Raw genomic sequence first — 25,533 nt, 5'->3', positions numbered from 1 at the left:
AATAGTTATTGTTTAATAACTATCTAGGACGAGGACGTCATGAGCACCGGAGTGCAGCCCGCCCCCGCATCGCGCGGTCCAGTGTCGCCGGCCGAGCGGCCCCGACGCGAAGCCGCCATCTCCCCCTGGTTGCTGGTAGTTCTTGCCCTGCTGAGCGCGGTCGCACCGGTGGCCACCGACCTCTACCTGCCGGCCTTCCCCGGGATGGCCTCGGAGTTGCACGCCAGCGCCACCGCGGTGCAGCTGACCCTGACGGCGTTTCTGCTCGGGCTGACCTTCGGGCAATTGACCTTCGGCCCGCTGTCGGACCGGCTCGGTCGGCTCAGGCCGCTGGTCGTCGGCGCGCTGTTGTGCGTGGTCGCCAGCGTTATCGCGGCCACCGCCCCCACCGTCGGCGTCCTGATCGCGGCCCGGTTCGCCCAGGGCTTCACCGGCGCCGCGGGCATGGTGATCGGTCGCGCGGTCATCTCCGACCTCACCGGTGGTAAGACCGCCGGACGGGCGTTCAGCTTGATGATGATCGTCGGCGGCGTGGCGCCGGTGGTCGCGCCGTTCGCCGGCGGCGTGCTGGTCGGGCCACTGGGCTGGCGCGGCATCCTCTGGGTGGTCTGCGGTATCGCGGTGGCCATGTTGATCGCGATCGTGGCGGTGATTCGGGAATCCCACCCCGCTAAGCGTCGCGCTCAGCTGAAAGCCGATGCTGCGCAGGGCATCTCGCCGTGGACCGAGCTGCGCTCACGCGCCTACATCGCCAATACCCTCGCCTTTGGGCTCGGCTTTTCGGTGATGATGGCCTACATCTCGGCCTCACCGTTCGTCTACCAGGTGATGGTGGGCCTCACACCCATGCAGTACGGCATCGCCTTCGGTGTCAACGCACTGGGCATGATCGTCGTCAGCGCGGTCTCATCGCGACTGAGCCAGACCATCTCCACCTCAACACTGCTCGGCCTCGGGCTCGGCGTGACGGTTGCCGCGACGCTGGCGCTGCTCGCGTTGGTCCTCACCGGCGCACCTGCGTGGACGATGATGATCCCGATCTTCGTGGCCGTCGCCTGCCAGGGCCTGATCCTGGGCAATGCCACCGGACTTGCGCTGGGCGCGGTCCCGCGCGCGGCCGGCTCCGGATCCGCGGGTCTGGGCGCCCTGCAGTTCGGCCTGGGTGCTGCGGTCTCCCCGCTGGTCGGTCTCGGTGGGGAACACACCGCTCTGCCGCTGGCGGTGGTGATGGTGACGCTGGCGGTGCTGGCGCTGACGGCGTTCCTCGCGGGTCGCCGGGTCAGCTGACCAGTGGCCGGCCCAGTGGCAATGCGCGCCCGCCGGTCTCTTCCCACAGCGCGGCGACGTAGAAGTAGATGACGAACGCCACGAACGCGAACACAAACCAGCCGCCGGTCCGCGTCGCCGCTGCACTGCCGGTGAGCGTGCCGATCAACAACAAAACCAGGGCGACGTCGACGATCCCCAGCAGGAGCGGGTACGTCCACGGCAGGCGAAGCGTCAGCACCGTGAGCAGACCGATGGTCAGCAGCCAGCTTGCGAGCCACAGCGCGGTGGTCTGCTGCACGGCGCCCGACGGGATACCGAACCAGTTGTGCGTCAGCCCCAGTGACAGCACCGCGTAACTGCCGTAGAACCCGAAGAACACCCCGTACACGGTGGCGTTGACGTTCTGCCGCAGCGCCGCCGACCAGATTGTGGTCAGAAGCAGACCGACGGTGGTGGCCGACAACAGGATTGGCACCGCTGCCGCGCCGGCGCCGATGATCCCGGTGTTGGTGAACCCCAACCCGAGCGCACCGGCGATGATCAACGGCAGCCCGAGCAATCCCGGATTGCCCTCCGGGAGTTGTTGGGGAGACGGTTCGGTGACGAGGGCCTCGAATGCGGGCGCGATGACGGTGTCAGTCATGACGTGGCCTCGTCGCTATCCACCGGCCAGCGCCGGTTCGCAGGCGGCCGAATACTCTTGCCACGCAACCAGAACGGCTTCTAGCTGTTCCGGCGAGTGCCTGCCGAGTCCACATTCGGTAGACACCCCGAACTCCGGCAGGAACTCCGCGGCCAACGCGGCCCGCGTCGTCGCCCCTTCGGCACCGTCCTGGGCGTGCAGCAGGCCGAGATAGACCTCGGTGCCGGGCTCCAGTGCCAGATCAGCCAACGGCTGCCAGTGCGCACGTTTGGTCCAGGCGGCCACCGTCGCTGCCTGAATCGCATCGATGCGTCGATTCACGTGGCGTGACAAACCGTTGGCCAGTGCGACGATCGCCGAGGCGTCGCGAGGCAGGATGTGGCGTCCACCTCGGTCGGCGGCCTCCTCGGTCGGCGGTTCACCCATGAATGGCGAGGCACCGAATTTCGAGTCCCCGTAGCACAAATGGAAGGTCAGCTCGGCCTCGGGGTCGACCCAGTCCCCCACCCTGCCGGCCGCCGCGAAGATGGGTTCCAGGCTGCCGTAGGGGTTGTCGAACCAGCCCTCGACAGTCGCGAGCTCGGTCGGCAGATCCCATTGGATTGCCAGGTCGACGGGCGAGATGGCGTCCTGGATCGCCTCGACGCTGTGTCGCAACGCCTGTTCATAGGCGTATGCCACCTGCACACGGTCGGCGAACTCGACGAACGAGTTCACCGCGTTGAACGGAGTCGGGATCGACACCAGGAACCGCGAATCCGCCGCCAGCACACCCTCGTCGCGGGCACGGCGGAATTTCGCATAGGACTCGGTGGCGGTGCTGTGGTAGTCCACCGGCCCGAACTCCAACGGCACCCCGTGCCGGGCCCTGACCCGGTCACCGACGACTTCCAGTGTCGGATTCTTCTGGAAGTGGTCGGCCTGGGTGAACACCCAGTTGGCCCGGTCCCCCGGCTCGCCGTCGGGAACACGGCTGACACCGGGCTGCAGTCGGGAACCGACGAGCCGGAAGGCCTCGTCAACGCTCGCGACGTTGATACTTCCGGTCACATAGAAGGTGGTCATCGAAACTCCAATGATCGCAAGGGTTTACAAGAGCAGGCCGAGGCGCGGCGGGAAGGTGCCGCGCAGGGTGAAGTTGCCCAGGTGGATGTACTTCCACCGGGCCGGGTCATGCAGGGAATGCACACGAACGTTGCGCCAGTGCCGGTCCAGCGCGAAGCCGCGGTCGGTGGCCGAGGAGCCTGCGAGTTCGAAGACGCCGCTGGCGATCTCGACGGCGAACTCCTGCGCCAGCGCCTTGGCCGCCGCGACCTGAAGCGACGCGTCCGCCGCGGCCGCCCGGGTCAGGTCGGGGGCGGCCAAGGCCTTGTCGACCAATTGGGCCCCATGGGCCAGCAGGGCTTCGAGAGCGAACAGCCGGGCGGTGAGCTCACCGAAGCGTCGCACCACATGCGGTTCATCGGCCGCGGAGTCGACCTCCGCTTCGAACCACGGCCTGCTCCTGGTGGCGACGAACTCCGCGCCGTCCTCCAGTGCAGCCCTGGCGATGCCGATGTCGACAGCGGCGTGCAGAGCCTGGTCGAAGGCGCCCAGGACTGATGGATCAGCGGTGACCGGATCGGGGTCGGGCCCCTCGTCGATCACGAAGGCATCGTCGACCACCACATTGTCGAACACCACCTCACCGCTGGCCGTGCCGCGCTGCCCGAACGACGACCACTTCTCCAAGTTCAGCGTGACACCCGCTTCGCCAGCCCGGACGAACACCGTTGCACCGTGGGCAGGTTCGGTGCCGGGGATACGGGCGGCCACCGCGATCCACGCCGCTCCGAGCGAGCCCGTCGCATAGTACTTCGTACCGTTGAGCACCCAGCCGCCCTCGGCCCTTCGCTGCACGGTCGTGAGCCGCTCGACAGAGGTCCTGGTGCCGCGTTCGACCGTGGCGTTACCCAGTTGGGCGCCGGCCAGTACGTCGGCGAAAATCCTTGGTGCAGGCTCACTCTGGCCGAGTCCACGTATCGCAGCGCTGAGCACGAAGTGAGCCAACAACAACTGGCCGACAGCCGAGTCCGCCCGCGACAAAACCCGCAACACCTCGACCGCCGTCGACAGTGGCAGATCGGGGCCGCCGTGTTCGGCCGGCACGATGATGCCAAGCAGACCCGACGCCGAAACAGCGCGCAGCTGTTCGGTCGGCAGCACGCCCTCGAGTTCTCGCTGCGCGGCGCCGGCGCCGATCTCAGCGGCGATCTCAGCGGCGACCGACAGGGCGTGGTCAACCGACTGCAGCACCGGGGCACCGGCTTCGATGGTCGTCATGCAATTCACTCCTTGAGAAGGTGTACGCCGAACTGTAAGGGGCTCTTTGGGGTTGGCAAGCGGGCGTCAAGCAACGCTGAAGGGGCGTGCAGGAACGCTGTACACGGCGTCGGCAGTCAGCCGGGAGCCGACGTTCTGCACGAGCGCGACCAACGCGGCCAGGGCGGAACCGCCTTCCGGCTCGGCACCGGTCGCCACGGCGATCCGCCGCACCGGCCGGCGGCCGGCAACCCGGCGCACCGCGACATCCGTTCGGGCACCCGCGGCAGCCAGCGAAGGCACCAGCGACACCCCGAGATTGGCCGCCACCAAGCCCTGGACCGTCGAGTAGTCCTCAGCCCGGAATGTCACCGACGGCGCGAATCCCGCGTGGCGACAAGCATTGTGGAAGACCCTCGTATCCGGGCAGGTACCCGTGGCCGAGCTGACGACCCACTGCTCGGCCGCCAATGCGGGTAGCGGCACCTCAACCGCCGACGCGAGCCGGTGATTGGCGGGCAGCACGACGAAGAACTCGTCGTCGAAGACCGGCACCGCCACGACATCGGCGTATTGACTGCGTTCACCGGGAACCTCGGTGATGATCGCCGCGTCGGCGCCGCCAGTGGCCAACAGCGCCACCCCATCGTCGGGATCGGCCTCGACGAGTTGCACCTCGGTGCGCGGATGCCGGGTCCGGAAGCGGGCCAGCGCTGGCGGCAGAATCGCCGCGGCCGCGCTGGTGAACGACGCCACCCGGACGACGTCGGGGCTTGCGGTGGCGAGCCGTTGGAGATCCTGCTCGGCGCTGAGGATGGCGTCGAGGATCCGCTCGGCGTGCTCCAGTAGTCTCGCTCCGGCCGGCGTCGGGCGAGCCCCTGACGGTCCGCGAACCAGAACAGCGACGCCGACGTCACGCTCGAGTGCGGTGATCTGTTGGGAGACAGCCGAGGTCGTGTAGTTCAGCGTTGCGGCCGCACCACTGAGCGACCCGCACCGCGCGACCTCCTGCAGCACCCGCAGCCGTCGCACATCGAACACCCTGTTGAAATTACGTGCAGCCGACCGCGCTGCCCATGGTTGTGATCAGGGCGAAAGTAATCAATACGCGGACGCGGCGCCCGCCGGTTTGATGCCGTGATGCAACTCGGCGACATCGGGATGGGCACGCGTGCGTGACTTCCAGGCGTTCTCGCCGTAGGTGTTGAAGATCGGGTTGTTGGGGTCGGCCTCTACCCCGCGCGAGCGGGCAGCCAGGTCGGGCGGCAGATCGATAATCGGGATCGTGGCGTCCAGAGCCGGATTGACGAAGTACGGGATGGACACCCGGTCGGTACCGGGCCGCGGGGCCAGCACCCGATGCTGGGTGGCGCGCAGATAGCCACCGGTGGCCACCTCGAACAATTCACCGATGTTGACGACGAACGCGCCCGCCAGCGGCGGGACGTCGAGCCACTGTCCGTCGGCCAGCTCCACCTGCAGCCCGGTCGAGCCCTGTTCGAGCAACAGCAGCGTCAACACGCCGGAATCCTTGTGGGCGCCAACGCCTTGCACGTAGTCGTCACGCCCCGGGTAACGGACCACCTTGATCAGCGTCGCGGGCTTGTCGGCGAACGCGGGATCGAAAGTGTCCTCGGCGGCACCGAGAGAGACCGCCCAGTGCCTCAGCAGCCGCAGCCCCACCTGCGACAGGTTGGCGTGCCAGCGTTCGAACGCCGCGCGGAAGCCAGCGGGGGAACTCGGCCACAAGTTGGGTCCCTGCAGGCGCCAGTACCCGGTCGCCCCCTCGATGATGGGACGCTGCGGTCCGATGTCGATCTGCTCGCGCCAGTCCACTTTGCCGTTGGTCAGTTCACCACCGAGGCGGGAGTAGCCGCGAAACTGCGGACTTTTCAGCTGACTGATCTCGTTCTTCGCGGTCAGCGGCAGTGCGAAGAACGACCGTGCCAGCCTCAGCACCTCGTCGATCTGAACGTCCGGCACCCCGTGACCCACCAGGTAGAAGAACCCGATATCGTGGGCGGCCTCGCGCAGGCGCGAACGGAACCCGGCTGGGTCTCGGTCCGCGTCGGCCAAGTCGAGTACGGGCAACACGAGACCCATTGTGGGGCAGCACGGTGCCGCACGCCACGGGCGTTCACCAGAACTGAACGGGTGTGAAGCAATCACGCTGCACCGATGTCTTGTTCGAGGTCGCGCTCGTGCAGAGCATGATTCACATGAGTTATCACACTGTCGACACGTCCCGCCGGGTGATCGATCTGGCCACCGGAATCCTGGTGGGCCTGCGCGGATGCTCGGAGCGCGAGGCGTTCACCGAACTCGTCGCGGTGGTCCAGCGGACCGGGATCGGCCTGGGCAGCATCGCGCGGGCGCTGGTGGCGATCGCCGGATCTCCCGGCGACTCAGTTCCCTTCGAATCAGAGGCGTTCGACGCCTGGGCAGACCTGCTCGCGACGCGGACGGTCACCGTCGCCGCGCGCTAATCTCGACAGGGATGGGAGCGCCATGACGACAGCTGAAGACACCACACCCGCGACGTTCGAGGACGCGTGGCATGACTGGCACCGCGAACGAGAGCAGTACTACGGCGATCCGCTCGGCTGGGTCAGTCTGACCGGTTTGTATTGGCTCACCGACGAATTCGCCTCGGTCGCCGACCTTCCCGGCCGCTGGAGGGCCGACGCCGACGCCGTCTACGTCGAAGGCCTTGACGGGACGGAGAGGCTGCAACCGGTCGAAGGTGCGCCGGGACTCCTCGTCGACGCCGGAGATCGGCGTATCGAAGTCATTCGCCGAACGGGGTCGGTCGCACTGCGAGTCCACGACCCGGAGTCCCCCCACCTGAAGACATATCAGGGCATCCCCGCCTATGCACCGAACCAACGGTGGCGCGTCCCGGGCAGGTTCACCCCACATCCGGAGCCGTCGGTCGTCACTACGGGGGCCGTCGTCGAGGGGCTCGAACACCACCACACCGCGGTCGGCGTCATCGATTTCGAACTGGCCGGCACGGCTTTGCGTCTGGTCGCATTCGGCCGCCCGGATGGCAGCCTCCACGTGCTTTTCACCGACGCGACGAGCGGTGTGTCGACGTATCCGGCCGCCAGGGGGCTCGGTGTCGACGAACCTGATGCCGACGGCGCGGTGATCCTCGACTTCAACCGGGCGTCGAACCTGCCCTGCGCGTTCACCGATTACGCGACCTGCCCGGTCGCGCCCGCAGAGAACCGGTTGCCCGTTGCCGTCGAGGCCGGGGAGAAAAACCCGAGGTGAATATAAGTCGGTCCTTGGCCGCAGGTATCGGCGCGGGTCTGACGTATGCGGCTGTGAGCAATACCTGCGCGATGGGCACGGCACTGTCGAAGCTGCCCTATAACCGCACGCCTGCCGGCGATGTCTCGCGGATCGTTGCCCACCTGGAGAGCGTCCGCGCGAACGGCACGTGACCTTGCCCTTCGACTCAGCCTCGCCCCGATCCGCCTATCATCACCCGGTGTCGACACGGGGATCCCTGCATTCGTCAACGCGCCGGTCGCGCTCGGCCCGCATCGTCGTCGTCGGCGGCGGCTTCAGCGGCACGATGACGGCCGTCAACATCGCCAGGCTCACCGAGCAGCCGCTGCACGTCTGCGTGGTCAACGACCAAGGACCGGTCGGGCGCGGAGTCGCCTACGGCCTGCGAAGGCCGGGGTATCTGCTCAACGTGGCCGCGCGGAACATGTCGGCATTTCCTCACGAGCCCAACCATTTCCTGGATTGGCTCCGCACCCGTTCAGAATTCGAGCTGACTCCAGACATCGAATTGCGGGAGCGCTTCGTCGCCCGTCAGATCTACGGCGACTATCTGCGTTCCATCGCACAACACCATCTGCAGAGCCCAGGCGAAGGGGCTTACGCCACATCGGAGTTGGTCAGCGGCGAGGCGGTCGATATCGAGCCTGCAGAGGCGGGGTGCCGTGTCCGACTGGCAGACGGGACGGCTATCGATGCCGACCGCGTGGTACTCGCCACCGGCAACGAACCACCCGCACCGCTGCCAGGAGTAGAGCAACTGGCCGATCACCCGGCGTGGGTGGCAAATCCGTGGCAGGCCTGGGAGCAACGCCGTCCGGAACACGACGGGAGCGTGGTCCTGCTCGGCACCGGACTCTCAACGGTCGACGCGATCATCACTTTGCGGGCCTTGGGGTGGTTGGGCACCATTCATGCGATATCCCGGCACGGTTGGTTCCCGCACGCACATTTCCGCGGGATCGAGTACCCGGAGTTTCCGCCGCCGGACGTCGACCTCGGCGCCCTGGGACTCGAGCGGCTACTGGCACTGGTCGAGGAACACTGCGCAATCCTGCACGAGCGCAACGCCAATCCCGCGATCATCGTCGACAAACTGCGGCCGTATACGCAGCGGATCTGGTCCGGGTTCAGCCACGACGAGCGCCTGACGTTCGCGCGTGAACATGCGGCTCGCTGGAATGTGTTCCGGCACCGTATCGCCCCCGATATCCACGCGCAGATCACCAGTTCCCAACTCACCGGCCAGCTTCGGGTGCACACCGGTTCGATCGTCAAGCTCGAGCCGTCTGCCGGGCAGATTCGCATCGAGCTGGCCGACGGTCAGTCAGTGCATGGCGACCTGGTGATCAACGCCACCGGGCCGGCGACGAAGTTCACGGAGACTCGCTCAGCCTTGCTGCAGAACCTGCTGCGGCGCGGCGCAATCGCCCCGGACTCCATCGACATGGGTGTGCGCATCGACAGCGATCACACGGCGGTGACGAGTTCGGGCGACCGATCGCCGTGGCTGCTCGCGTTGGGACCACTGCTGCGGGGTACGTATTGGGAAACCATCGCCGTACCGGAATTACGCGTTCAGGCCCGCCGCGTCGCCGAGACGGTGCTGGGGGGCGCGCGCGCCGAGCAAGAGAGTCAGCTGCAGCTCGAGTACATGATCTGACCCGGGAATAGGAGCCGCCGACGTGGACGTGTCGATCGTCGAGACCTCGGGGCTGGGTGATCGCAGCTACCTGATCAGCGAGGGCGATACCGCAGTCGTCATCGATCCACAGCGCGACATCGACCGGGTGCTGGCCATTGCTGACGAGCGCGGCGTGCGGATCACGCACGTGCTGGAAACGCACATCCACAACGACTACGTCACCGGCGGCGTCGAACTAGCCCGGGTCACCGGGGCCGAGTACGTGGTCCCGGGCGGGGAGGACGTCGACTACCAGCGCCGCCCGATCGGTGACGGGGAGATCGTCGAGGCCGGCCCGATTCGGCTGCGCGCCTTGCACACTCCCGGCCACACGCATCACCACATGAGCTACGAACTCATCGACGGCGAGTCGGGCACGGTGGCGGCTTTCACCGGAGGCTCCCTGCTGCACGGCAGCACCGGACGCACCGATCTGCTTGGGGCCGAGCACACCGAAGAGCTGACCCATGCCCAATTTCACTCGGCGCGCCGGCTGGCCACCGAATTACCCGCCAACACAACGATCTACCCGACCCACGGCTTCGGCAGCTTCTGCTCCGCAGCGCCCACGTCAGGTGACGCGTCGACGATCGGCGACCAGCGGCAATCCAATCCGGCGCTGACCCAGGACGAAGAAAGCTACGTCGCCGAGCTTATCGCCGGCCTGGCGGACTATCCGGCCTATTACGCCCATATGGGTGTGATCAACCGCGCCGGGCCCGGCCCTGTCGACCTGTCGCCGCCGGAACCGGTTGACCCCGCCGAGCTGCGGCGCCGAATCGACGCCGGGGAATGGGTGGTCGACCTGAGGCATCGGACAGCCTTCGCGGCCGGGCACCTCAGCGGGTCGCTCGGATTCGAGTTGTCGGGTTCGTTCGTGGCCTACGTCGGCTGGCTGTACACGTGGGGGGCGCCACTGACCTTGATTGGGGACAACGCCGATCAGATCGCCAAAGGCACAAGGGAACTCGCCCGTATCGGCATCGACAACCTCACCGGCGCAACAAGCCAGCCGGTTGACGCCCTGGCTGACGGAGTCGCGCTTCGCTCTTACCAGGTGGCCGATTTCGCCGCGCTGGCCTCCGCTCTGGGCGACGGGACGGAGGTCGTCGTCCTCGATGTCCGTCAGCCGCATGAGTACCGCGAGAGCCACATCCGCGGCGCGCACAATATCGCGATCCACGAGCTCATCGATCGGATCGGCGAGCTGCCTGCCGGCGTGGTGTGGGTGCACTGCGCGACCGGCTACCGGGCGTCGATCGCGGCATCTCTGCTCGACCGTGCGGGGCGTGCCGTCGTTCTCGTCGACGACGAATTGGACAACGCCACAGAACTTACGGCTTAGTTGCCCTGTCCCCCACGCCCGAGCGACGCCAGGTCGGCCACCGGATCGATGCGGTTGATCAGCCAGTCGCCGACGATGCGCGCCTTATAGACCCGGGGATTGTGCGAGGCCAGCGTCCGCGCATTCTTCCAATGCCGGTCCAGGCCGCGGCGTTCGGACACCCCGGAGGCGCCCAGCGCATCGAAGATCTTGGTGCTGGCGGACAACGCCGCGGCGATGATCACCAACTGGGCTTGATCGACCGCGACCTCGGCATCGATCAGTCGCCGCCGCGCGCCCGCCTCATCTCCGGCCAGCCGCCCTGCCACGACGCGATCCAGCGTTGCCGTGCTGCGACCCAACGCCGCCTCGGCGGCGAACACGTCAGCCGACACCTCACCGATCACCTGCAGCAGTTGCGGATCGATGGCGGGCACCGACGTCAGCCCCTGCGGGTAGTTGCGGGCACGCCCGGTCAGTGCGGTCGAGCCGTCCCGCAGTGCGGCTTTGGTGATTCCGGTCAGCACCGCATGCATGGCGGTCTGATAGAAGTGCGCCTGGTAATCGAACCGATCGGTGGCCGGGAAGACGTCGCCTCGTTCGGCTCGCGCCTGCTCGTATCGGGCGGTGCCACTGGCGGTGGTGCGCTGACCGAATCCATCCCAGTCGTCTACGAGGGTTACGCCCGGGTCGTCGCGGCGAACCAGCGCTGTGACCAGTTCACCGCCCTCGGCACGCCCCAGCACGTCGAGCCAGTCGGCGTAAAGGCTCCCGGTGGCATAGTATTTCGCACCGCTGACCAGCCAGTGATCGTTGTGAGCGGTGATCGTGGTGGTCAGGTTGGCCAGGGTCAGATTGTTGGCCTCAGTCCACCCGCCGCCGACGAATTCACCGGCAAGGAACCGTTTGATCCAGGTGTCGTTGGAGGACGACTGGGGCGCATTGAGGCGGTCCTCGACGAACGCCAAATGGTTACGCCAGATGTGCGCGACGTTGGGGTCGGCCTCGGCCAGCTCGGCCAGCAACGCGAAAGTCTGCTCCAGTGAGGCGCCGAATCCACCGTGGATCGCCGGAATCCGGACCGTGCCGAAGTCGACCTCGGCGAGCCAGCGCACCTGCTCGTGCGGGAACAGCCGGTCGCGCTCCCGCTCGAGGTTGCCCTGGGCGATCTTCTCGAACACCGGCCGGAACGCCGAGAACAGACCCTCGTCGGAGGCTGTCGGCTCGGCCAGGTACGTGGACGGCACACTCATGATCGGCGTCCCGCGTGAGCGATGCGATACGAATAATGTTCCTCGACCGCAACGTATCCGAGGCGTCGGTACAGCAGGTGTGCCTTGCTGCGATTGTTGATGTCGGTGCCCAGTGAGGCGACCGTCAATCCGCGCCGCAGCGCGGCCAGCCATATCTTCTTCAGCAGCAGCTCTCCGATGCCGTGCCTGCGCAGCTCCGGGCGCACCCCGATGTAATCGGTGTGCGCGCTGAGTTCCTGGGCCCCGGCCACTCCCGTGGTGAAGGTCGAACCCAGCACGTACCCCACGACCTCATCGGACCCGTTGAGTGCGGCGATGCTGAAGTCGGGTGTGAATGCCCGGCTGGCGATGTGGTGCTGCCAGCCCTCCGGGCTCTTCGACATATTGCCGAAATGCTCCAGGAACGTGCTGTGCTGGAGCTGCCGTACCTGTTCGCCAAGACCACGGCTGACGACCTCTGCCCAGTTGACGACGGTAATGCCAGGGGCAGCAACACGTTCCAGCGAATCGCGGCTCTCACCGTGCAGTGGCTTGCGGGTGCGGACGAACTCGGCTTCGCGTACCGCCCCACGGCGCTTGAGCGCATCGATCACGACAGGCTGGTTCGCACCGATGATCACCCGCAGGTAGGCCCCTGGTAGCTCGGCAGCCTCCTGCTCGAACCGGTTCACCACCGTGCGCACAACGTCGTCGATGATGTCGGAGGGGACATCGGGGTCGATGACGAAGTCTCCGCTGACCTCCGGCTCCCCACCGTGCGGCCGGTGTACAGCTGCGTATCCGCGGATTCGCCCTGTCCCGTCGCGCAGCGCCGTCGCCTCGAAAACCGACGCCAGCTGCTCGGCGATGTCACGGGAGTCGGCACCGAACTTGCGTCCGCTCAGGCCATGCGTGGTGGCCAGGAAGTCGGCGATCTGCGGGTAATCGAAGGTGCTGACCGGGGTCACCGACCAGTTCCCGGTCACCGTCACGTCGAGGAGTGTCATCGGGTTCTCCTGGGTGCGGGCACCGAGATGCCCATCAATGTCGCCTCGTTCAGCCACGTCAAAGCCAAGTCGGGCTGGACGTCAGCCGGGACGGCCGGTGTGCTCGCTCGGACAAAGCCGGTCCTTAGCGCCGAGGCGAGCCGCCGAAGCCGGCTCATGGCGCCACCACCTCCTTGTCGCGGTCGCCCTGCGGGTCCTCGTGGTTGAGGACGTCGAGGATCCCCTCGTCGATGAGCCGCTGCTGTTCGGACTCCGACAGGGTTTGGATACTGCCCAGCCGCGCGGCCACTTCGGGACGGGTCGCACGCAGGTACCAGTACCAGAGCAGCCCCGCCAGCAGCAGCCCGAAGAACACGAACGGCAGGATGTTGAAGGGGAATGCGGGCACCGGGAAGAAATTGGAGAAGATCACATAGCCGATACCCAGTGCAGCCGCGACCGAGACCACCAGCCGAGTGGTGTTCAGCGCCTTGATCTTTCGCAGCCAGATCGGGGTCGCGATGACGACCAGTAGGTAGCTGACCAAGAACCCCCAGTTTGCGACGTAGCCACCGTAGACGTCGAACACCAGCCGGCCGACCGAGCTGAAGGTGGCGGTCAGCGAGAACACGAAGGCCAGCACGCCGACGAGCGCGATACCAACCCAGGGGGTCCGATGTTTGGCGTGCACTTTCGTCAGTGCGCGTGGCAGAGCGCCCTCGTGGGCCAGGGTGAACAGTGACCGGGCCGCCGCGGTGGTCACCGCGGTGACGAACACGATGAACGCGATGGCCACCGCCGCGCTCACGAGATAGTTGACCCACGACACTCCGGTCACGTCGGCCAGTTGCGGCAGCACCGCCTTGTCGCCGTCGATATCGCCGAAGTGCAGGATCTGCGGATAGGTGGCGAAGATGTACAGCACGCCGATCAGCAGCACCACCCGCAGCAGCGAGCGCGCGATGTTCTGGTGGGCGTCCTTGGCTTCCGCGCCGAGCGAGGCCACACTCTCGAATCCCGCGTAGGAGCCAACCGCGGTGACGGCAGCGATGAAGGTGGCGCTGGACCCCAGGTGCGAAGGGTTGAACTGGTCGGTGTCGATATGGAACCCGTAGCTGACGTAGGACGCGACGATGATGACCAGGATCGAGGCAATCGCGAGCACCTCGAAGGCCAGCTCGTACTTGGCCGCGATGGCGACACCCCGGAACGGCAGATAGGTCGCAGCGGCGACCACGACGATCACCAGGAGCAAGCGGAACCACGTTGCCTGCGAACCCAATCCGATGGATTCCAGGAACGAGTCCAGGTACAGCACCCCGCCGAGGGTTCCCGTGATCGCGAAGCCGATGTACCCCAGCAGCAGGCTGAAGCCGGCGGCGTACGCGAAGCCGGGGCCGAGGCCGTTGCCCGCGTAGGTGCCGAGCGAGCCCGACGACACCGTGCGCTTGGCCTGGAAGCTGATCGTCGTCGCGATGAGGACGGTCAGCGCCAGGCCCACGAGCACTGCCCACGACGCCCCCTTGCCTGCTGCGACGAACAGCGAGTACGGCACTACGGCCACCGCCACGCTGGGTGCCGCCGCGGCCAGGCCCTGAGCGAATACGCCCCACGGCCCCAATGCTTCTCGTTCCAGACCGGTGGAATCCGCCGCCGTAAGCGAGCGGCCGCCGAGGCCGAATTGTGGTGTGGACCCGAATTGTGGTGTGGACACAGTGCCGCCTTCCGCCCGCGCGCGCTGTCGCCGTCTCGCATTCGCTTGGCACGCAGGGACTTAACGTATTGTTGACGTATGTGACACGGTGCCGGAAACTCGCCCCCGGCGTCAGTTATCGGATCGCCGAGATTCTTTTCCGTGCAGCTGCGCCGGGGTGCTCGTCGGGCAGCAGCGCCGAACCGGAGGGAAACAACCGCTGCCGCAACGTGTCCGCCCGGTCGGTGCTCGCCAGCCCGCGGCGACGCAGCTCCGGGATCAGGTATTCGGCGACGTCGGCGAAGCTTCCGGGCGTGACGTGGTAGGCGATGTTGAATCCGTCGACGCCGGTCAGCGCGGCGAACTCGGCCAGCCCGTCGGCGACAGTCGAGGGGTCACCGACGAACAGCGGGCCGCCGAATCCGCCCAGCCGGCCGACGTAGTCGCGCAACGTGATCCGCTGTCGAAGCCCGGCGGAGTCGTCCACCGTCGCCAGGATCGACTGGCTGGCATCGGTGTCGAACTGCTCGATCGGCCGGTCTGCCCCGTAAGTCGACCAGTCCACGCCGCTCAATGCCGACAGCAGGACCAGTCCGCCGTCCAGGTCGGTGTAGCGCGACAGTTCGTCGGCCTTGGCCTGCGCCGCGCGTTGCGTACTGTCGACGACGATCTCCACTGAGCTCAGGAACCGCACCGACTCCGGGCTGCGCCCGTGCTCGACCGCGCGCCGGCGCACATCCGCGATCCGCGACCGCACGACGGCGGGCCTGGGGTCGGACACGAACACGATCTCGGCGTTGGTGGCCGCGAACTCTCTTCCCGCGGTGGATGATCCAGCTTGGAACAACACCGGGGTGCGCTGCGGGGACGGCTCGACCAGATGCGCGCCTGGCACGCTGAAGTACCGGCCCTCGTGGCCGATCGGATGCACCTTCGTCGGGTCGGTGAACACCCCGGTGTCGCGATCGCGCACCACGGCACCGTCCTCCCAGGACCCCTCCCACAGCTTGTAGGTGACGTCGAGGAATTCCTGGGCGATTGCGTAGCGCTCGTCGTGAGGTACCTGGCGCTCACGGCCGATGATATTGCGAGCAGCGCTGTCGAGCAGCGAGGTGACGATGTTCCAGCCGATCCGCCCACCGGTCAGGTGATCAAGGGTGCTGAACTTGCGGGCCAGCAGGTAAGGGCTTTCGTACGTCGTGGAGACCGTGATGCCAAAACCCAACCGCCGCGTTGCCGCGGCCATCGCCGACACCGCGAGCAGCGGATCGGTGACCGGTGTCTGCACCCCGTGGCGCAGCGCGGCATCGGCACTGCCGCCGAAGACGTCGAGCTGGCCCACCGCGTCGGCGATGAACAACAGGTCGAAGCCGCCGTCGTCGAGCAGGCGCGCCAGCTCCACCCAGTAGTTCAGGCTGGTGTATTGCGCAGTGCGGTCCTCGGGGTGACGCCACATGCCGAAGTTGCCGTGCGACACCGTCGACATGCTGAAGGCCGACAACACGAACGGCTGCGTCACGGTCACGCGGACAACTCCGCTCGCTGCGGGACGGGCAGGCCCAGATGCGCACGCAAGGTGGTGCCGGTGTACTCGTGCCGGAACAGCCCGCGCTTGCGCAGCACCGGAACCACCTGGTCGACGAAATCGGCCAACTGTCCGGGCAACCCGGAGTCGGTCAGCACGAACCCGTCGGCGGCCCCGGACACAAACCACGTCTGGATCTCGTCGGCGATCTGTTCCGGCGTGCCGATGACCTGGGCACCCCAGCCGTTGATGGTGCGGTACAGAAACTCTCGCACGGTCGGGTTGCCGTCACTGGCGAGGGCACGGTAACCGGCGAGCGCGGTCTGGTGGGTCTCGGTACTGTCCGGGAACGCCGAATCCGGCACCGGGCCGTCCAGATCGGCGCCGACGACGTCGACATCCACCTCCAGCAGCCAGCCGGCCTGGTATTCGGGGCTGAAATATTCGTATGCCGACCGTTCGATCCGGCGCACCTCGTCCTCGGTCGAACCAACGATGAATCGCAGTGACGGGGTGATCAGCGGCGCGGCCGACCGGCCGGCCAGCCGGGCCTCGGCATGGACCTGGCGGTAGAACTCCTGCGCGCGGGCGATGGTGCCCTGCCCGGTGAAGATGACTTCGGCATGACGCGCCGCGAATTGCCTTCCGCGTGGCGAAGATCCGGCCTGGAAAATCACCGGCTGGCCCTGCGCCGAACGGGCGGCGCCGATCGGACCGGCGACCTGAAAGTGCGGTCCGTGATGGTCGGCGACCCGAATCGTGCTGACATCATTGAAGATTCCCCGTCCGCGATCCTCGACGATGGTATCGGAGCCCCAGCCGTCCCAGAGTTTCTTGACGACCTCGATCGCTTCGTCGGCGATCTCGTACCGGGTGTCGTGCTCGATCACTCCCCTACCGCTGAAGTTGGCCGCCGCCGCGTGGGCGAAGCTGGTCACCAGGTTCCACCCGGCCCGGCCGGCGCTGAGGTGGTCCAGCGACAATAGCTGGCGGGCAAGGTGATAGGGGTGTGCGAGCGTCGCCGACCCGGTGACCACCAAGCCGATGTGTTTGGTCACCGAGGACAGTGCCGCCGTCGCAGTCAGCGGTTCGAAGTCCTCAGTTGTCTTGTACGCCCAGGTTTCCCGCGGACCGAAGTTGAGGCCGTCGGGGAAGAACAGCGCGTCGAAGGTGCCCTTCTCCGCGATCTGAGCACGCTCGATGAGCCGCCGGCGCACCGTCGCCGTGCTGTTGTCGATCTCCGGGTGCCGCCACGGCCCCGCTGAGCGGGTGCTGCCGAAAGTCAGGAGGTGCACTTCTCGGGACACATGGGCAGCCTAGGGCCGTCCGCGGCCGATCACACCGGTTAAACCCGCACCGAATTGAATTGCCGCCCAGCGCTATTTCTTCGCCGCGTTCGTCAGCATCTCCGACGCGAGGGTCTTGGCCTCGTCACTGATCGAGTTGCTGCATGCCCACGCTTCCACGACCAAATTGGATGCGGACGTCAGCGCATGTTGGCAACCCCACCCACCGGCATTGCGCTGATTCGAGCCCTGAGTCAGGATGTCGCCACTGACATCGGCCTTGTCTATCTTCCAGGTGGAGTGCACATCCGAATTGTCGATGTCGATGGATGTGCCGCCGCATTTCTGCCATGTCGTCTTGGACTGGTCGACGAACTTCTCGGCCTGCGCAGCCGACGGGTACAGCACGGCAATCTGTTCGACCCAGTGCGCGTTGTCAGTCGTCGGCTCCTGCAGGACCTCGTCACGGACGGCGGTCCAGCCGCTGCTGTCGTACACCAGTTCCTCGGCACCGTAGATCGCGCCCAGGCAGTCGACATCCGACACGCCGTCGGAGTTGTCACTCATGCTCTGCGCCGACGCGGTCACCCGGATTCCGGTGGCGTCCATGACACCGTTGACCTCACCGGCACTGAGCAGAATCCGGTCGAGGTCGGCCTCCGCGAGCGTTGGCACCGTGGTGGTCACCGGGCCGCCGCCCTGAGCCGGCAGCGCTGTGCCGTTTACCGTGGACACACAGCCGGTGAGCAGTGCGCCGAGAAGAACGGCGGTGCACAACACGGGCGCGCAGCGGCTCACGAACGATATTGTCCCCCCGCTGGCAGTTTCCTGTGGCTCAACTGGGCGGGTACCGACGGCTTATTTCTTGGCCTTGTCGCCGGCTTTGTCCCCGGCGGCGTCGGTGGACAGCGCGGCGACGAAGGCTTCCTGGGGCACTTCGACCCGGCCGATCGTCTTCATCCGCTTCTTGCCCTCTTTCTGCTTCTCCAGCAGCTTGCGCTTGCGGGTGATGTCACCGCCGTAGCATTTCGCGAGCACGTCCTTGCGGATCGCCCGAATATTCTCGCGGGCAATAATTTTCGAGCCGATGGCTGCCTGCACCGGCACTTCGAACTGCTGGCGCGGAATCAGCTCTTTGAGCTTTGTGGTCATCTTGTTGCCGTAGGCCTGGGCCGAATCCTTGTGCACGATCGCGCTGAACGCGTCGACGGCCTCACCCTGCAGCAGGATGTCCACCTTGACCAGTGCGGCTTCCTGCTCGCCGGACTCCTCGTAGTCCAGGCTGGCGTACCCGCGGGTGCGCGATTTCAGCGAGTCGAAGAAGTCGAAGATGATCTCGCCCAGCGGCATCGTGTAGCGCAGTTCGACACGTTCGGGCGACAGATAGTCCATGCCGCCGAGTTCGCCGCGCCGAGACTGGCACAGCTCCATGATGGTGCCGATGAACTCGCTCGGCGAGATGATGGTGGTCTTGACGACCGGCTCGTAGACCTCGCGGATCTTGCCCTCGGGCCAGTCCGACGGGTTGGTCACGATCAATCCTGAATCACCGGGCGCCGTCCCCTCTGTTATCACGCGGTAGACGACGTTGGGCGAGGTGGAGATCAGGTCGAGGTCGAACTCGCGCTCCAGGCGTTCGCGGGTGATCTCCATGTGCAGCAGCCCGAGGAAGCCGCACCGGAAGCCAAACCCCAGCGCCACCGAAGTTTCCGGCTCGTAGGTCAGCGCCGCGTCGTTGAGCTGCAGCTTGTCCAGGGCCTCACGCAGATTCGGATAGTCCGAGCCGTCGACCGGATAGAGCCCGGAGTACACCATCGGCTTGGGTTCGCGGTAGCCGGTCAGTGCCTCGGTGGCTCCGTGCCGGGCGGCGGTCACCGTGTCACCGACCTTGGACTGACGCACGTCTTTCACACCGGTGATGAGGTAGCCAACCTCGCCGACGCCGAGGCCGTCGCTGGGCTTGGGTTCGGGCGAGACGATGCCCACCTCGAGCAGTTCGTGGGTGGCGCCGGTGGACATCATCTTGATCCGCTCGCGCGGGTTGAGCTTGCCGTCCACCACCCGGACGTAGGTCACCACGCCGCGGTAGATGTCGTAGACCGAGTCGAAGATCATCGCCCGCGCGGGAGCGTCGGCCTCCCCGACCGGCGCCGGGATCAGTCGGACCACCTCATCCAGCAACTCGGCCACGCCCTCACCGGTCTTGCCGGACACTCGAAGCACGTCGTCGGGTTCGCAGCCGATGATGTGGGCGATCTCGGCGGCGTACCGATCGGGGTCGGCGGCGGGCAGGTCGATTTTGTTGAGCACCGGAATGATCGTCAGGTCTCGGTCCAGCGCCAGGTACAGATTGGCCAGCGTCTGCGCCTCAATGCCCTGGGCGGCGTCCACCAGCAGCACCGCACCCTCGCAAGCCTCAAGCGCGCGCGACACCTCGTAGGTGAAGTCGACGTGGCCAGGGGTGTCGATCAGGTGCAGGACGTAATCGGTGTCCCCCACCTTCCAGGGCAAGCGCACGTTCTGCGCCTTGATCGTGATGCCACGTTCCCGCTCGATGTCCATCCGGTCGAGGTACTGGGCCCGCATATCGCGATCGGCGACCACGCCGGTGATGCCGAGCATCCGGTCGGCCAGCGTCGACTTCCCATGATCGATGTGGGCGATGATGCAGAAGTTCCGAATCTGCGCCGGCGCAGTGAAAGTCTTGTCGGCGAAGCTGCTGATGGGAATCTCCTGGTCGGGTCATGCTTCGAGGGGGCTCTCTGGCCTATCCAGGGTATCGACAGAGGCCCCGCGGCACACAATCGCGCGCCGCAGGCTTATCTCCCGAGCCCACGATGCGGGCACGAAGTGACCGAGGAGGAGCGAAGCGACCGAGACTCCGCCCGCCTATGCTGTCGAGAATGGCGTCGCAGTGGAGGACGTTCCAGAAGTTGGCGGAGCACCTCGTGTTCAACGAGGCGCCCAAATTCATCCGGCAATTGCCGATTCCCCAGGCCGTGCCGCGGACCATCCAGCAGGGCCTCAAGCTGGGCATCGAGGTGTTGGTTGCCAATTCCGTAGCCACCGAACAACCCGCCGCGATCACCACCGGCCGGCCCGTGACCAGCAGCAGTGTCCCGACCGCGCACCGCGCCCGTCGCCTGGTCTACGCGCCCGATCTCGACGGTCGGGCCGACCCGGGCGAGGTGGTCTGGACCTGGGTGGTCTACGAGGACGATCCGACCCGCGGCAAGGATCGCCCGGTGTTGGTGGTCGGGCGCGACCGGCAGACCTTGCTGGGCCTGATGCTGTCCAGCCAAACGCATCACGCCGAGGACCGGAACTGGATCAGCATCGGCTCGGGTGGCTGGGACTACGACGGTCGCCCCAGCTGGGTGCGGCTGGACCGGGTCCTCGACGTCCCTGAGGAAGGTATCCGCCGCGAAGGCGCGATCCTGGAGAAGTCGACGTTCGAACTGGTGGCCGCCCGGCTGCGCGCCGAGTACTCCTGGAGCTAGCCGGCGTCGGCTAACCGCCCTGCGTGATGTAGGCCTGCAGCTGCTCCTGCTCGGCCTGCAGCTGCTCCATCCGGTTCTTCACGACATCGCCGATACTGACGATGCCGACCAGCCGGCCGCCCTGCATCACCGGCACGTGACGCACCCGGTTGTTGGTCATCAAGGCGCTCAGATCGTCGATCGGGTCGTCCGGCGTGCAGGTCACCAGGACCTTGCTCATGATGTCGGACACCGCGCGGCGCAGCAGCTCAGGGCCGTCATCGTGCAGCTTGCGCACCACGTCACGCTCCGAGACGATGCCCACCACACCGTCAGGACCGACCACCACCATCGCGCCGATGTTGTGAATCACGAGCTCAGCGAGCAATCCGGTGACGGATGTCGTCTCGGTGATGGTCGCCACTGCCGCACCCTTGGTGCGCAAAATGTCTGCGATGCGCATCGCCACTCCCTTGTGATGGATGTCACATCAGGCTAAGGCTTATCGCACCCCCGGGGAGGCAAACCGCAGCGGTTGCGTTAGACAGTTGCGTGAGACAGAAGTAGCACCGAGGAGGTCTGCAATGGGCACACTGCCGAAGACGAAGTTGGGTGATGGCCTGACGGTCAGCGCGATCGGATTCGGCGGGATGGCCTTGACCCCGGTCTATGGCGCCGTCGACGACACCGAATCGCTGGCAACGCTGCACCACTGCCTGGACGTCGGCATGACGTTCATCGACACCGCGAACGTGTACGGCATCGGCGCCAACGAGCGGCTCATCGCCCGATTGCTGGCCGACCGCCGCGACGAGGTCCAGTTGGCCACGAAGTTCGGCATCGACGGCGACCCGACCACCGGGAAGCTCAAGGCCCGCGGCGATGCCGCCTATGTGCGCCAGTGCGTGGACGAGAGCCTGGGCCGGCTCGACACCGACGTCATCGACCTCTATTACATGCACCGCCGCGACGTGTCGGTGCCGATCGAGGAAACGGTCGGTGCGATGGCCGAGCTGGTCACCGCGGGCAAGGTGCGCCATCTCGGGCTCTCCGAGGTGACCGCCGACGAGCTGCGCGCGGCGGTGGCCGTGCACCCGATCGCGGCGGTTCAGAGTGAATGGTCGATCTGGAGCCGGGATGTCGAACGCAACGTCGTACCGGCTGCCGCCGAGCTGGGCGTCGGCTTCGTCCCGTACTCGCCGTTGGGCCGCGGATTCCTGGCCGGTGCGGTCCGCTCGGCCGCCGATCTCAGCTCGGATGGGGATCTGCGCCACCTGATGCCCCGCTTCGCCGACTCGGCGCTGGATGCGAATCTGGCTGTGGTGCAGGTTGTTTCCGCCATCGCCGAGGTGGTGGGCGCGACGCCCGCCCAAGTGGCACTGGCGTGGCTGCGGCAACGAGCCGAGTCGCTGGGTGTGGCATCGGTGCCGATCCCGGGTACCAGGCGTGCCGCCCGCGTCGACGAAAACGCCGCATCGCTGTCGGTGCAGCTGAACGCCGACCAGGTGACGACGTTGGAGACCGCCGGCACGGGCGTGTCCGGCCACCGTTCGATCGATCCGGGTTGGGTGTCATCGGCCCGCGAGTGACGATCGGGCGTGTAGGAATGACCCCATGATCGACATCACGCTGCTGGGCACCGGAAGCCCGATGATCGACCCGAATCGCGCCGGACCGTCGACGCTGGTCAAAGCCGGCGCCGGGGTGTTCCTGGTGGACTGCGGGCGCGGGGTCCTGATGCGGGCCGCCGCAGCCGGTGTCGGCGCGGCCAACATCACCGCGCTGCTGCTGACCCATCTGCACAGCGACCACATCACTGATCTGTCCGATGTCATCACCACCCGCTGGGTGACGACGTTCGTGCCCAGCCCGCTGCCGATCATCGGGCCGCCCGGCACCAAGGCCGTCGTCGAAGCGACATTGGCGGCGCTGGCACCCGACATCTCGTACCGCATCGGCCACCACCCCGACATCACTGAACCCCCGTCGATTCAGGTGCACGAATACACCGACGGTCTGGTGTGGGACGAGGGCGGCGTGCGGATCACCGCGGCGCCCACCGACCACCGCCCGGTCGAACCGACCTTGGGTTTCCGCGTCGAATACGACGGCGCCTCGGTGGTCCTGGCCGGTGACACGGTGCCGTGCGAATCTTTGGACGCGCTCGCCAAGGACGCAGGCGCATTGGTGCACACCGTGATTCGCGCCGATCTGGTCCAGCAGATGCCGATTCAACGATTCCGGGACATCCTCGACTACCACTCCTCGGTGGAGCAGGCCGCGGCCACCGCCGCCCGCGCCGGGGTCGGCACGCTGGTGCTCACCCATTACGTGCCCGCACTGGTGCCCGGGCAGGAGGACCAATGGCGGGCGCTGGCGGCAGGCGAGTTCAGCGGACCGGTGGAAGTCGGCAACGACCTGCACCGGGTGTCCGTCGGGAACTAATCCCGCCCCGCAACCGACTCAGGGTGCGATGACGACGACGGAGATTTCGAAGCCACCCGCCGACACCGCTGTGCTGCGCCGGATCTGGCGGCTGCACTTCTGGGTGGGATTGTTCGCAGCCCCGGTGCTGGTGGTCCTGGCCTGCAGCGGTTTGGTGATCCTCTACAGCCAGCCGCTGGACACGCTGCTGAACGGGCATCTGCTCGTGGTCGAACCGGGCCCGCAGACAGTGCCGCTCGATGAGCAGGTGGCCGTGGCCAAGCAACACGTCGGCGCCACCGACACTCTGGAAGCGGTTACCCCGCCCGATGCCCAGGACTCCTCGACGCGGGTAGATTTCGTGGCTGCCGACGCGCCGGGCTACCCACAGGCCGAAGCTGACGTCATCCAGGTGTACGTCGATCCCTACACCGGTGCGTATCTTGGCCAGCGCAGCCAACTCTCCGGACTCGTCGGATGGGCCAATCAGCTGCACCGGATGTTCGGCAACGACGGGCCGCACATCCAATTGCCGTCACTCGGCCACCTCATCAACCCGTCGGCATATCCCCAATCCACCATTCCGGTCGGGATCGGCAACCTCTGGATGGAGCTGACCGCGACGTGGATTCTGGTGCTTCTTGCCAGCGGCATCTATCTGTGGTGGCCCAGGGCAGTGGAAGCCGCCAAGCCGCTAGTGACGGTCCGGTGGCGGCGCGGCGGCCGGATCCGCTGGCGCGACCTGCACGCGCTCACCGGTGTGGTGATCGCCGTCATCGGAGTCTGCTACATCTTGTCGGGCATGACCTGGACGCGGTACTGGGGTGAGAACTGGCGGGCGGTGACCGCCACGGTCACTCCGTCGACCGAAATCGATGCTCCCTCAACGCCTGCGAAGCTCGGCGACTACGACCGGCTCGGCCGTCGCATCGCCTGGGCCGCCGTCGACGATCCCGTCTACGCCTCGCAACCCCATGCTGCGGGCGCGGCCCGGATGTCATACGCCGACATCGACCGCATCGCCAAGGACGAACACATGGTGCCCGGCTATTCGATCTTCCCGCCGTCGGACTCGACGCAGGACGGCGCAATGGTGTACGGCAGCTACACGGTGGTCAACCACTGGCCGCAGCGGGTCTCCGAACAACGCACCCTGTACCTCGACCAGTTCAGTGGGCTGACCGTCGCCAATGCCACCGCCGCGCAGGACGGTGCGCTGTCCCGGTTGACCAGTTTCGGGATCGCCATGCACATGGGCAACCAACTCGGTTGGCTGACAAGGATTTCGGCCACCGTCGCCTGCCTTGGTGTGCTGCTGAGCGTGCTGACCGGTCTTCTGATGTGGTGGAAGCGCCGCCCGTCGGGGCGCAGTGGCCTGCCCGGGCCGGCCAGCGCACCCACCCGAGCCAGCACCCCCAAGCGGGCCATGGTCACGGTCGCGGTCGTCGCGGTCGTCCTCGGGGTGCTGTTCCCCGCCTTCGGCCTCTCACTGGTCGTGGTGCTCGTCGCCGAGGGCATCATCGCCGCCCGGCGTGATCACCCCAGCCGCGTGATCTCCACCACCACATCGAGATCGGTGGACCCCTCGCCGGAGTAGATGCCCTTCAGTGGGGTCACGTCGGCGTAGTCGCGGCCGACGCCGACGCTGATGTACTGCTCGTTGATTTCGGAATCATTGGTGGGGTCGTAGTTCCACCAGCTGCCGGTCCACGCCTGAATCCAGGCGTGGCTCTGCCCGTCGACAGTGTCCCCGACCACCGCGTTGCGCTTCGGATGCAAATACCCCGACACATACCGCGAAGGAATCCCCATGCCCCGCAGCAGGATCAGCGTCAGGTGTGCGAAGTCCTGGCAGACGCCCTTGCCTTCGCGCAGCGCGTCGAGGCCTGAGGAGTGCACACCTGTGGTGCCGGCAACGTATTTCAGTTCGCTGTGCGCCCAGCGGGCGGCGGCGATCACCGCATCGTTTGGATCGTTCTCCTTGACGATGCGTCTACCGACCCGTTCGAGCCGCCGACTGGCCGGCGTGTAGTGCGTGGGAGTGAGCACCTCGTCGAAGCGGTCCCGCACCGCCGGGGACGCCAGCTCCTTCCACGACACTTCTTCGGCCGGGGATTCCGGCTTCTCAGTCTCGACCACCGAAGACGCCGTCACCTCCAGTTCGGTGTGGGGCGCATGCAGGTCGAAAGCCGTTACCGCCGTGCCCCAATAGTCCACATAGCGGTAGTTGCGGGTTGCCGGAATGGTCTCGACGCGGTTGAGGATGACGTTCTGCCGGGAATCTGAGCGCGGTGTGAGCCGGGCTTCGTTGTAGGAGGCGGTAACCGGCGACTTGTAGGCATACCCCGTCGCATGCACCACCCGCATCCGCCACATCAGCTGGCTCTCTTCGC

The 25,533-nt window shown here is 66.6% G+C and carries 23 protein-coding genes and 1 pseudogene; 10 read left to right on the top strand and 14 right to left on the bottom strand.

Annotated elements, in window-relative coordinates; all coding sequences use genetic code 11:
* Nucleotides 1-39 precede the first annotated feature (39 nt).
* Complete coding sequence (locus tag CG716_RS16315; protein ID WP_094481390.1) at nt 40-1,287, top strand: multidrug effflux MFS transporter; 1,248 nt, start codon at nt 40-42, stop codon at nt 1,285-1,287.
* Here the strand turns inward: CG716_RS16315 and CG716_RS16310 are convergent.
* From CG716_RS16310 to CG716_RS16290, 5 genes are all read right to left on the bottom strand, one after another.
* The gene (locus CG716_RS16310) at nt 1,280-1,912 is read right to left on the bottom strand and encodes a GPR1/FUN34/YaaH family transporter (RefSeq protein WP_094481388.1); all 633 of its coding nucleotides are present in this window, start codon (nt 1,910-1,912) and stop codon (nt 1,280-1,282) included. The genes CG716_RS16315 and CG716_RS16310 overlap by 8 nt on opposite strands.
* A 15-nt stretch (nt 1,913-1,927) precedes the next feature.
* On the bottom strand, nt 1,928-2,977 hold the full coding sequence (locus CG716_RS16305) for a uroporphyrinogen decarboxylase/cobalamine-independent methonine synthase family protein (RefSeq protein ID WP_094481386.1): 1,050 nt from the start codon (nt 2,975-2,977) through the stop codon (nt 1,928-1,930).
* A 24-nt stretch (nt 2,978-3,001) separates the two neighbouring features.
* Nucleotides 3,002-4,234, bottom strand: coding sequence for an acyl-CoA dehydrogenase family protein (locus CG716_RS16300; protein WP_094481384.1), 1,233 nt, complete (start codon nt 4,232-4,234; stop codon nt 3,002-3,004).
* Between the two features lie 66 nt (nt 4,235-4,300).
* Nucleotides 4,301-5,254 carry a LysR family transcriptional regulator gene (locus tag CG716_RS16295; RefSeq protein ID WP_094481382.1) on the bottom strand — a complete coding sequence of 318 codons (954 nt, stop codon included), beginning with the start codon at nt 5,252-5,254 and terminating at the stop codon, nt 4,301-4,303.
* A 60-nt stretch (nt 5,255-5,314) separates the two neighbouring features.
* Nucleotides 5,315-6,307, bottom strand: a complete 993-nt coding sequence (locus tag CG716_RS16290) for an isopenicillin N synthase family dioxygenase (protein ID WP_094481529.1) — start codon at nt 6,305-6,307, stop codon at nt 5,315-5,317.
* A gap of 125 nt (nt 6,308-6,432) precedes the next feature.
* Between CG716_RS16290 and CG716_RS16285 the strand changes: the two genes are divergently transcribed.
* From CG716_RS16285 to CG716_RS16270, 5 genes and pseudogenes are all read left to right on the top strand, one after another.
* The gene (locus CG716_RS16285; RefSeq protein WP_094481527.1) at nt 6,433-6,699 is read left to right on the top strand and encodes an ANTAR domain-containing protein; all 267 of its coding nucleotides are present in this window, start codon (nt 6,433-6,435) and stop codon (nt 6,697-6,699) included.
* Between the two features lie 22 nt (nt 6,700-6,721).
* On the top strand, nt 6,722-7,489 hold the full coding sequence (locus CG716_RS16280; protein WP_094481380.1) for a DUF1684 domain-containing protein: 768 nt from the start codon (nt 6,722-6,724) through the stop codon (nt 7,487-7,489).
* A gap of 14 nt (nt 7,490-7,503) precedes the next feature.
* A pseudogene (locus tag CG716_RS30220) lies at nt 7,504-7,662 on the top strand (rhodanese-like domain-containing protein); the annotation flags it as partial.
* Nucleotides 7,663-7,709: 47 nt separating this feature from the next.
* Nucleotides 7,710-9,170: an FAD/NAD(P)-binding protein gene (locus tag CG716_RS16275; RefSeq protein WP_234817869.1), complete on the top strand. Its 1,461-nt coding sequence runs from the start codon at nt 7,710-7,712 to the stop codon at nt 9,168-9,170.
* 22 nt (nt 9,171-9,192) lie between these two features.
* Entirely contained in the window at nt 9,193-10,536 is a 1,344-nt protein-coding gene (locus CG716_RS16270; RefSeq protein ID WP_094481378.1) for an MBL fold metallo-hydrolase, read from the top strand.
* Here CG716_RS16270 and CG716_RS16265 read toward each other — a convergent pair.
* From CG716_RS16265 to lepA, 7 genes are all read right to left on the bottom strand, one after another.
* Nucleotides 10,533-11,768 (bottom strand): acyl-CoA dehydrogenase family protein, encoded by a 1,236-nt coding sequence (locus tag CG716_RS16265; RefSeq protein WP_094481376.1) that lies wholly within the window; start codon nt 11,766-11,768, stop codon nt 10,533-10,535. The genes CG716_RS16270 and CG716_RS16265 overlap by 4 nt on opposite strands.
* A complete protein-coding gene (locus CG716_RS16260; protein ID WP_234817868.1) occupies nt 11,765-12,811 on the bottom strand; it encodes a GNAT family N-acetyltransferase in 1,047 nt (348 codons plus the stop codon). The genes CG716_RS16265 and CG716_RS16260 overlap by 4 nt, the downstream gene beginning before the upstream one ends.
* 97 nt (nt 12,812-12,908) lie before the next feature.
* Nucleotides 12,909-14,447, bottom strand: coding sequence for an APC family permease (locus CG716_RS16255; protein WP_094481372.1), 1,539 nt, complete (start codon nt 14,445-14,447; stop codon nt 12,909-12,911).
* Between the two features lie 115 nt (nt 14,448-14,562).
* Nucleotides 14,563-15,945 (bottom strand): LLM class flavin-dependent oxidoreductase, encoded by a 1,383-nt coding sequence (locus CG716_RS16250; RefSeq protein ID WP_094481523.1) that lies wholly within the window; start codon nt 15,943-15,945, stop codon nt 14,563-14,565.
* 2 nt (nt 15,946-15,947) lie between these two features.
* Entirely contained in the window at nt 15,948-17,258 is a 1,311-nt protein-coding gene (locus CG716_RS16245) for an NtaA/DmoA family FMN-dependent monooxygenase (RefSeq protein ID WP_094481370.1), read from the bottom strand.
* 72 nt (nt 17,259-17,330) lie between these two features.
* Nucleotides 17,331-18,035, bottom strand: a complete 705-nt coding sequence (locus CG716_RS16240; RefSeq protein ID WP_094481368.1) for a sensor domain-containing protein — start codon at nt 18,033-18,035, stop codon at nt 17,331-17,333.
* A gap of 60 nt (nt 18,036-18,095) precedes the next feature.
* Complete coding sequence (gene lepA, locus CG716_RS16235) at nt 18,096-19,967, bottom strand: translation elongation factor 4 (protein WP_094481366.1); 1,872 nt, start codon at nt 19,965-19,967, stop codon at nt 18,096-18,098.
* Nucleotides 19,968-20,140: 173 nt separating this feature from the next.
* Between lepA and CG716_RS16225 the strand changes: the two genes are divergently transcribed.
* Nucleotides 20,141-20,737: a type II toxin-antitoxin system PemK/MazF family toxin gene (locus CG716_RS16225; protein ID WP_094481362.1), complete on the top strand. Its 597-nt coding sequence runs from the start codon at nt 20,141-20,143 to the stop codon at nt 20,735-20,737.
* A 10-nt stretch (nt 20,738-20,747) separates the two neighbouring features.
* Here CG716_RS16225 and CG716_RS16220 read toward each other — a convergent pair whose 3' ends face one another.
* A complete protein-coding gene (locus CG716_RS16220) occupies nt 20,748-21,179 on the bottom strand; it encodes a CBS domain-containing protein (RefSeq protein ID WP_094481521.1) in 432 nt (143 codons plus the stop codon).
* Nucleotides 21,180-21,300: 121 nt separating this feature from the next.
* On the opposite strand from CG716_RS16220, the gene CG716_RS16215 reads away from it, so the two are divergent.
* The 3 genes from CG716_RS16215 to CG716_RS16205 are packed head-to-tail and all read left to right on the top strand — an operon-like array spanning nt 21,301 to nt 24,737.
* Nucleotides 21,301-22,305, top strand: a complete 1,005-nt coding sequence (locus CG716_RS16215) for an aldo/keto reductase (protein WP_094481360.1) — start codon at nt 21,301-21,303, stop codon at nt 22,303-22,305.
* 25 nt (nt 22,306-22,330) lie between these two features.
* A complete protein-coding gene (locus CG716_RS16210; RefSeq protein WP_094481358.1) occupies nt 22,331-23,161 on the top strand; it encodes a ribonuclease Z in 831 nt (276 codons plus the stop codon).
* 28 nt (nt 23,162-23,189) lie between these two features.
* Entirely contained in the window at nt 23,190-24,737 is a 1,548-nt protein-coding gene (locus CG716_RS16205; protein WP_094481356.1) for a PepSY-associated TM helix domain-containing protein, read from the top strand.
* On the opposite strand, the gene CG716_RS16200 is transcribed toward CG716_RS16205, so the two are convergent.
* Nucleotides 24,677-25,516 carry a transglutaminase family protein gene (locus CG716_RS16200; RefSeq protein ID WP_094481519.1) on the bottom strand — a complete coding sequence of 280 codons (840 nt, stop codon included), beginning with the start codon at nt 25,514-25,516 and terminating at the stop codon, nt 24,677-24,679. The genes CG716_RS16205 and CG716_RS16200 overlap by 61 nt on opposite strands.
* Between the last annotated feature and the right edge of the window lie 17 nt (nt 25,517-25,533).

The sequence above is a fragment of the Mycolicibacterium sphagni genome (genome assembly GCF_002250655.1).
In the GTDB taxonomy this organism is placed as follows: Bacteria; Actinomycetota; Actinomycetes; order Mycobacteriales; family Mycobacteriaceae; genus Mycobacterium; species Mycobacterium sphagni.
Note: the sequence above shows the minus strand (reverse complement) of the source record. Positions and strands in the feature narration are given on the sequence as shown.

Excerpts from the sequence above, each read along its gene's own strand:
- CG716_RS16315 (WP_094481390.1), top strand. The coding sequence starts at position 40 with ATGAGCACCGGAGTGCAGCCCGCCCCCGCATCGCGCGGTCCAGTGTCG.
- CG716_RS16310 (WP_094481388.1), bottom strand. The coding sequence starts at position 1,912 with ATGACTGACACCGTCATCGCGCCCGCATTCGAGGCCCTCGTCACCGAA.
- CG716_RS16305 (WP_094481386.1), bottom strand. The coding sequence starts at position 2,977 with ATGACCACCTTCTATGTGACCGGAAGTATCAACGTCGCGAGCGTTGAC.
- CG716_RS16300 (WP_094481384.1), bottom strand. The coding sequence starts at position 4,234 with ATGACGACCATCGAAGCCGGTGCCCCGGTGCTGCAGTCGGTTGACCAC.
- CG716_RS16285 (WP_094481527.1), top strand. The coding sequence starts at position 6,433 with ATGAGTTATCACACTGTCGACACGTCCCGCCGGGTGATCGATCTGGCC.
- CG716_RS16280 (WP_094481380.1), top strand. The coding sequence starts at position 6,722 with ATGACGACAGCTGAAGACACCACACCCGCGACGTTCGAGGACGCGTGG.
- CG716_RS16265 (WP_094481376.1), bottom strand. The coding sequence starts at position 11,768 with ATGAGTGTGCCGTCCACGTACCTGGCCGAGCCGACAGCCTCCGACGAG.
- CG716_RS16225 (WP_094481362.1), top strand. The coding sequence starts at position 20,141 with ATGGCGTCGCAGTGGAGGACGTTCCAGAAGTTGGCGGAGCACCTCGTG.
- CG716_RS16220 (WP_094481521.1), bottom strand. The coding sequence starts at position 21,179 with ATGCGCATCGCAGACATTTTGCGCACCAAGGGTGCGGCAGTGGCGACC.
- CG716_RS16215 (WP_094481360.1), top strand. The coding sequence starts at position 21,301 with ATGGGCACACTGCCGAAGACGAAGTTGGGTGATGGCCTGACGGTCAGC.
- CG716_RS16210 (WP_094481358.1), top strand. The coding sequence starts at position 22,331 with ATGATCGACATCACGCTGCTGGGCACCGGAAGCCCGATGATCGACCCG.
- CG716_RS16205 (WP_094481356.1), top strand. The coding sequence starts at position 23,190 with ATGACGACGACGGAGATTTCGAAGCCACCCGCCGACACCGCTGTGCTG.
- CG716_RS16200 (WP_094481519.1), bottom strand. The coding sequence starts at position 25,516 with ATGTGGCGGATGCGGGTGGTGCATGCGACGGGGTATGCCTACAAGTCG.